7 protein-coding genes are annotated in these 6493 nt (G+C 63.9%); all 7 read right to left on the bottom strand.

Annotation, left to right across the window (positions count from 1 at the left end; all coding sequences use genetic code 11):
• Positions 1-555, bottom strand: a 555-nt coding sequence (locus B4E36_RS13865; protein ID WP_345900474.1) for a sugar ABC transporter substrate-binding protein, incomplete at its 3' end; no start/stop codon positions are given.
• A gap of 41 nt (positions 556-596) precedes the next feature.
• A complete protein-coding gene (locus B4E36_RS13860; protein WP_292058315.1) occupies positions 597-1544 on the bottom strand; it encodes an ABC transporter permease in 948 nt (315 codons plus the stop codon).
• Between the two features lie 7 nt (positions 1545-1551).
• Positions 1552-2331 carry an enoyl-CoA hydratase/isomerase family protein gene (locus B4E36_RS13855; RefSeq protein ID WP_292058313.1) on the bottom strand — a complete coding sequence of 260 codons (780 nt, stop codon included), beginning with the start codon at positions 2329-2331 and terminating at the stop codon, positions 1552-1554.
• A 64-nt stretch (positions 2332-2395) separates the two neighbouring features.
• A complete protein-coding gene (locus B4E36_RS13850; RefSeq protein WP_345900473.1) occupies positions 2396-3589 on the bottom strand; it encodes a CoA transferase in 1194 nt (397 codons plus the stop codon).
• 5 nt (positions 3590-3594) lie between these two features.
• Complete coding sequence (locus B4E36_RS13845) at positions 3595-4356, bottom strand: SDR family NAD(P)-dependent oxidoreductase (protein WP_292058308.1); 762 nt, start codon at positions 4354-4356, stop codon at positions 3595-3597.
• The gene (locus B4E36_RS13840) at positions 4353-5534 is read right to left on the bottom strand and encodes an aldose 1-epimerase family protein (protein WP_292058305.1); all 1182 of its coding nucleotides are present in this window, start codon (positions 5532-5534) and stop codon (positions 4353-4355) included. Before B4E36_RS13840 ends, B4E36_RS13845 begins: the two co-directional genes overlap by 4 nt.
• Before the next feature lie 362 nt (positions 5535-5896).
• Positions 5897-6493: ABC transporter ATP-binding protein (locus B4E36_RS13835; protein WP_345900472.1), on the bottom strand; the 597-nt coding region annotated here is incomplete at its 5' end.

The following is a 6493-nucleotide window of genomic DNA, read 5'->3' as shown; positions in this document are numbered from 1 at the left end:
CATGCGCATCTGGTGCTGGGTCGCGCCGAAATAGCCGGTGATCACCCCGAGCTTGCCGTCGCCGCCCATGTTTTCGTTGATGAATTCACCGATCTGCTGGCCTGCGGCCGTTGCATCCTGGCCCATGAAGGACAGGCGCTTGGACGGCACCGCGCCCTCGGCAATGATGGAGAAGACCGGCACGCCCTCTTCCGTCGCCTCGTTGATGATCCGGGCAGTGCCATCGAAGATCGGCACGACGACGATGCCGTCATATTGCTGGGCAAGGGCTGCCTCGATGCCCGAGACGACGGCCTCGGCGGACAGGTCGTCGCCAAGATCGACATAATCGAGTGTGCCATTGAAGTTGGCCAGATAGTCCTTGGCCGCCATCGCGCCCTCGGTGACCGGGATCCAGAACGGGTTGTTCTGGAACGACAGGAAGGCGATGCGGACGTTGTCCCCGGCCTTCTCCACCGCCTCGACAGTGCCGCCTTCCGGCAGGTTTTGGGCCGTTGCCGCCCCGCTCCAGATTGTCGCGGCCACAAGCGCCGCAGCGAAATTACGAAGTTTCATGCTGCTTCCTCCTAGTTTCAACATGTACGATCCGGATCGGATCAATCCTCGGCCTCGTCTCCTCTGTGAAGCCCGTCGATCCCCACGGCGAGGATGATGATGAGCCCCTTGGTTACGACCTGCCAGTAGGCCGAAATGCCCAGCAGAACGAATGCGTTGTTCAAAAGCGCCATCAGCATGGCGCCGATAAAGACGCCGATGATCGAGCCGCGCCCGCCGCTGAGCGCCGTGCCGCCGAGAATGACGGCGGCGATGACGTCGAGCTCGTAGCCCATGCCCAGATTGGGGTCGGCGCTTGCCAGATTGCCGGCGAGAATGATGCCGCCAAGCCCTGCCAGCAGCCCGCAGAAGGCAAACACCACCATGCGGATGCGTCCGGTATCGATGCCCGCAAGGCGCGCGGCCTTGGGATTGTCGCCAACGGCGTAGATTTCGCGGCCCGTGACGGTGCGGGTTGCGATCAGGTGCACGATGATGGCCAGCCCGATCATCAGGATCACCGAAACCGGAATGTCGAAGACGCGTCCGGCGCCGAGCACCTCGGCCCAGCCCATGAAGGTGACGGGAATGCCGCCGGTCATCAACAGCGCCACACCACGCGCGATAGACAGCATGCCGAGCGTCGCGATGAAGGGGTTGATGCGAAAGCGCGTCACCATCAACCCGTTGAGGCAACCGGCAGAAAGGCCTGCGCCAAGACCCGCTGCCAGAGCGAGAATATCCGAACCCGTCGTCTGCAGCGCGATCGCCGCGCAGACCGCAGACAGGCCGATCACCGAGCCGACCGAAAGGTCGATCCCGCGCGCGATGATCACCAGCGCCTGTCCAAGCGCGACAATGGCGACCACCGAGCCCTGCCGGCCGACATTCATGAGATTGCGCTGCGACAGGAAATAGTCGTTGGAAAAGCTTAAGTAGAGCGCGACCAGGATCAACATCGCAAAGACGGAAAATTCGCGCTGTTTCACCAGCGTTTTGAGACGGGTCATCGTGGCATCACCTCTTGGCAAACGTCGCGGTGCGCTTTTCAGCGAAGGCGGCGCGGCCCTCATGCGCGTCTTCGGTCGCAAAGCAGATCGTCTGCAGGTCGCGTTCATAGGCGACCGCCTGTTCCAGCGGCATGTTGAAGGCGGCCTTGAGATTGGCCTTGGCCGTTTCCGCGGCAATCGGCGCGCGGGCGGCGATCTGTCCGGCGATTTCGCGGGCGCGCTCCATCAGCGTCTCGGGCTCGGTCACCTCGCTGACAAGGCCCCAGGAAACGGCCTGCTGGGCGGTAACCGGCTCGCCGGTCATCACCATCAGCGCCGCGTTCGAGGGACCGATGGACTGGGCGAGATGCGCGGTCATGCCGCCGCCGCCGATCCAGCCGAGCTTGATTTCCGGCGCGCCCAGCTTCGCATTGTCCGAGGCCAGGCGAATATCGCAGGACATCGCCATTTCCAGCCCGCCGCCAAAGGCATAGCCATTGATCGCCGCAATCGAGGGTTTGCGTAAATTCCGCAGAATGTCGCAATATTCCGTGCGGTTGCGAAACGCCCACGGGGTGTCGTAGGTCTCGAGCAGCGCGATGTCGGAGCCAGCGCAGAACGCCTTGCCGGTGCCCGTCAGGATCACCACGCGCACATCGTCGGCGTCGTTGCAGGCGGCAACGGCTTCCGCGAGCTGCCGCGCCATCTCCGGCGTCATCGCGTTCAGTTTCGCGGGCCGGTTATAGGTGATCGTGGAGACATGTCCCGACACGTGCAATGTCAGTTCCCGTGTATCGGGCGCGTTCATATCCTGGCCTCCTCCCATGGTTTTTCCCGTGACCGGGCAAAGATCGCCGCCGGGCCACAAAATCTCATTCGCCCATTTCCCTGATCGCGCCGGTCTTCGCCATTTCGGCGATCTCGGCATCGGAGAACCCGGCTGCGGCCAGAACCTCTTTCGTATGTTCGCCCACGCGCGGCGCGCCGTAGCGGACCTCGGATGGCGTGCGCGAAAAGCGGATCGGGAAACCCGGCGTCTTCACCCGGCCTTCCGTCGGGTGGTCATATTCGACGAATGTGCCGTTATGGGCGATCTGGGGGTCGTCCACGAGATCGGCATAGGTATAGACCGGCCCGGCCCAGATCCCGTGCGCATTCAGGCGTTCCAGCGCGTCGGCGGTGGAGAATTTTCCGATCGCTTCGCGGGTCAGCGCGAAGACGCCGTCGCGGTCTTCCCAACCGGCCTTCATCTCGTCGAGATCGGCAAAGCGCGGCTCGTCCAGCGCCTTCGCCATCGCCTCGAACTGCGGCATTGCGAGCGCGATATAGCCGTCGGTCGTCGCAAAGGTGCCATAGGGCGAGCGGATATAGACATGGGCATGCGGCTCGGCGCTGCGGGTCTGCGGCTTGTGGCCGACGGTGAAGACCGACAATTCCTGCATCTGGATGGTGGTGATCGCGTCAAGCATGTTGACCTCGACCTTCTGCCCCTCGCCGGTCCGCTCCCGGTGCAAGAGCGCTGCGAGCGCGCCCTCGAAGGCGGTGTAGGCGGTGACCGCATCGACGATGTACTGGCCTGAGGCCTGCGGCGGCTCGCCAGCGCGCCCGGTCGACATCATCGCGCCGGACATGGCCTGCAGCAGCAGGTCCTGCCCCGGTCGCTTCGCATAGGGGCCATCCTCGCCGAAGCCGGTCATCGACACATAGATCAGGCCGGGATTGATGGCCGACAGCGTCTCGTAATCCACACCCAGACGCCCGGCGACGCCGGCGCGGTAGTTCTGGATGAAGACATCAGCCGTCTTCACCAGCCGCCGGATGATCTTGCGGCCCTCATCGGATTTGAGATCCACCGCCAGAGAGCGCTTGTTGCGGTTGAGCGACAGGAAAGAGACATTGACCTCGTTTCCGGTCACGCCGCCGGCAGGCGCATGACGCTGCCATTCGCCGGTCACCGGCTCGATCTTGATCACATCGGCGCCGAGATCGCCGAGACGCTGGGCCGCGAACGGGCCCGCCATGGCGATCGAGCAGTCCAGCACCGTATATCCGCTCAGAATTCCCATTTCATTCACTCCATGACCCAGCCGCCATTGACGGCCAGCGATTGTCCGGTGATGAAGCCGGCCTCTTCGGAGGCCAGAAACATGACGGCGGCCGCGATATCGTTCGCGCTGCCGCGCCGCTTGACGGCCTGCCGGTCCAGCACCATGGCGTTGTAGCCTTCGGGATCGGGGTGGATCTTCTCCGCATCCGTCGGAAAGGCGCCCGGCGCGATCGCATTCACGGTCACGCCCCATTTGCCGAATTCCCGCGCCCAGGCCCGTGTCAGCCCCAGGAGCGCGCCTTTCGACTGGACGTAGGGCACGAGATTTTCCCACTGGCCGGAAAGCGTGATCGAGGTCACGTTCAGGATGCGGCCCCAGTTCTGCGCCCGCATGCCCGGCAGAGCCGCGCGCGTGCAAAGATGCGCCGCCTCGACATTGACCCCGTGGACCGCCGCCAGTTCTGCGTCGCTATAGTCCTCGAACGGCCTGGACGGATAGATCGCCGCATTGTTGATCACGACATCGATCGCACGCTCGGCTGTAAGCGTCCCGAGAAGCCCAACCAGCGCCGGCTTGTCCAGAAGGTCGATCTTGTGAACATGAAGGCGGTCGGATGCCTCATCAGGCGCGGCACTTTCAAGCGCCGCGATCTTGTCGGCGTCGAAGTCCAGCACATGCACCTCCGCGCCGGCGGAAAGCAGCGCGCGGGTCGTCTCCGCGCCAAGCCCGCCGGCCCCGCCGGTATAGAGCACCCGCCGGCCAGCCATGTCGAAACGGACGCTCATGCCTCGCGCCCCTCAATCGGCCGGAAATTGCCGCTGGCGGCAGGATAGTCGCTCTCCGGCTGAATCGCGATCGCGCGGATTCCGGCTTCTGCCGCCGCAATCGCCTGCGCATCGGGGAGGACGGAGAACACCGTGTCGTAACAGCGCTCGTCGCCATGTTCGAGCCAGATCATCTCGCCGCGCTCGCGCGCCGCATTATTGCCGAGCACGTGATGGGTCGAGGGCTCGATCCCCAGCGCATACTGGCCCGCCTGCAGGTTCTGCCATTCATACTGGCAGGGGAACTGGTCCTTCCTTGTCGTGACCATGAAGCCGAGACCGAGCCGATCGTTGACGAGCGCGACCGGAACCGCGCCATTGTCGTCGGCCGCCATCTCATGCTGCCAGACCTGCTCATGGAAATTCATCTGCGGGCCGGGGAGCGTGCGGTAGCCGACGCCTTGCCTCTCATAGCTGTCGGCATGCGCCACGTTGACCACATCCCTGATCGGCGCGAGATAGCGCGCGCCCTCTTCCAGCACCGGATGGCCGACATTGATGTGGTAGCAGAGCATGTGCGGCGTGCGGTAGAAGCCGGCATTGACCACCCGGTCGGTGAGACGGATGTCGTTTGTGCCGGCGTCGATCTCGATCCGCCGGTGCAGTTCGAGATGCTCGCCGAAAACCGCCGCCTGCGTCACCACGCCCTCGGCCCACAGGATCAGCCTGTCGCCGTCCCAGCGCTCGCCATACCCGGTCAGCCGCGCCGGGATGGTGCCAACCCGGCCGTGCAGCGAATGGGAGGCCTTTTGGCGCGGGCCGTAGACATAGGAGCTGGTCTCGGTGTCGTTCATGAACAGGATATGATCGAGACCGCAGGTGATCATCAGGCCGGAGAAACTCCGCATGAAGCCGAGGCCGCCCTCGCCCTCATATTCATGCAGCGCCGGGTGGCGGAAGCCGGCCGGGCTGTGCCAGCCGATCGCCTGACCGCGATATTCGCAATCCGCGATATCCATGGCGCGGTCGACGAGAACCGTGAACCGCAACCCCGTGCCGGAACGGAACTCCAGCATCCGGATGCCGCGCTCAAGCCCGTCATCGAGTTGCATCAGCCGCACACTCGCCGCATGGCTCACATTTCCGCTGAGCGCGGCCAGTTCGGCGCGCGACAAGGACTTTCCATAAAGCTGGACCATCCTCCTCCCCTTCTCTTGCAATTTCCGCACGGCGGCGCGGCCGTGATGCCTCACGACGGAAACTATGGGTTTCTGGAGGATTTATAAATCAACATTAGTCATCAAAACTCATCATTTTAAATCAAAACTGAAGCGCCGCTCTGTGTATGCGGGCGGAGTAGCGGGGAATTGATGATGGTATGTGGCCGGCCTGGCCGACATCATTGCGGAGGCCGCGCCCCTCTTTTTAACAAAAGGCTTCCAGCGTCGCACCCTCGGGTTCGCAGCGCGCCTTGACCCCGGGTCTTGAGGAGGAAGCGCCGTGGTTGCTTGGGGTCACCGGCGCGCCGCGTTCTTTGTCGCGTGAAAGCGCGATCCGAGCGCTACCTTATCCTGAGGCCATCCCGGTCGAACAGCCGCGCGTGGGCCGGATCGAAGCGGAGCGTGATGGTCTCGCCGTGGCGCGGCGCGGCGCGATTGCGGCGCTCGGCAATGACGGGTTCGCCGCCCTCGACCGTGCCATAGACATAGGTCGTGGCGCCGAGTTCCTCCGAAACATCGACGGTGATCGGCAATTCATTGCCGGATTCCGCGTCGAGATGCTCGGGGCGAATGCCGAAGGTGACCTCCTGGCCGGCGGCCGGGGGGTGCTGCAAGTCGGGCAGCCTGACATTGCCGCCGGCAATACTCACGGTGCCATCGCCATTGGCGACGGCCTTCAGAAAATTCATGCGCGGCGAACCGATGAAGCCCGCGACGAACAGATTGTCGGGATCATGATAGAGCGAGACCGGCGCGCCGATCTGCTCGACCCGGCCGCCGCGCAGGACGACGATCCTGTCGGCAAGCGTCATCGCCTCGGTCTGGTCGTGGGTCACGTAGATCATCGTGTTGCCGAGTGCGGCATGCAGCTTGGCGATCTCGACGCGGGTCTGCACCCGAAGCTCGGCATCGAGGTTCGACAGCGGCTCGTCGAACAG

It is taken from the genome of Martelella sp. UBA3392, assembly GCF_002358775.1.
GTDB lineage: Bacteria > Pseudomonadota > Alphaproteobacteria > Rhizobiales > Rhizobiaceae > Martelella > Martelella mediterranea.
Note: the sequence above shows the minus strand (reverse complement) of the source record. Positions and strands in the feature narration are given on the sequence as shown.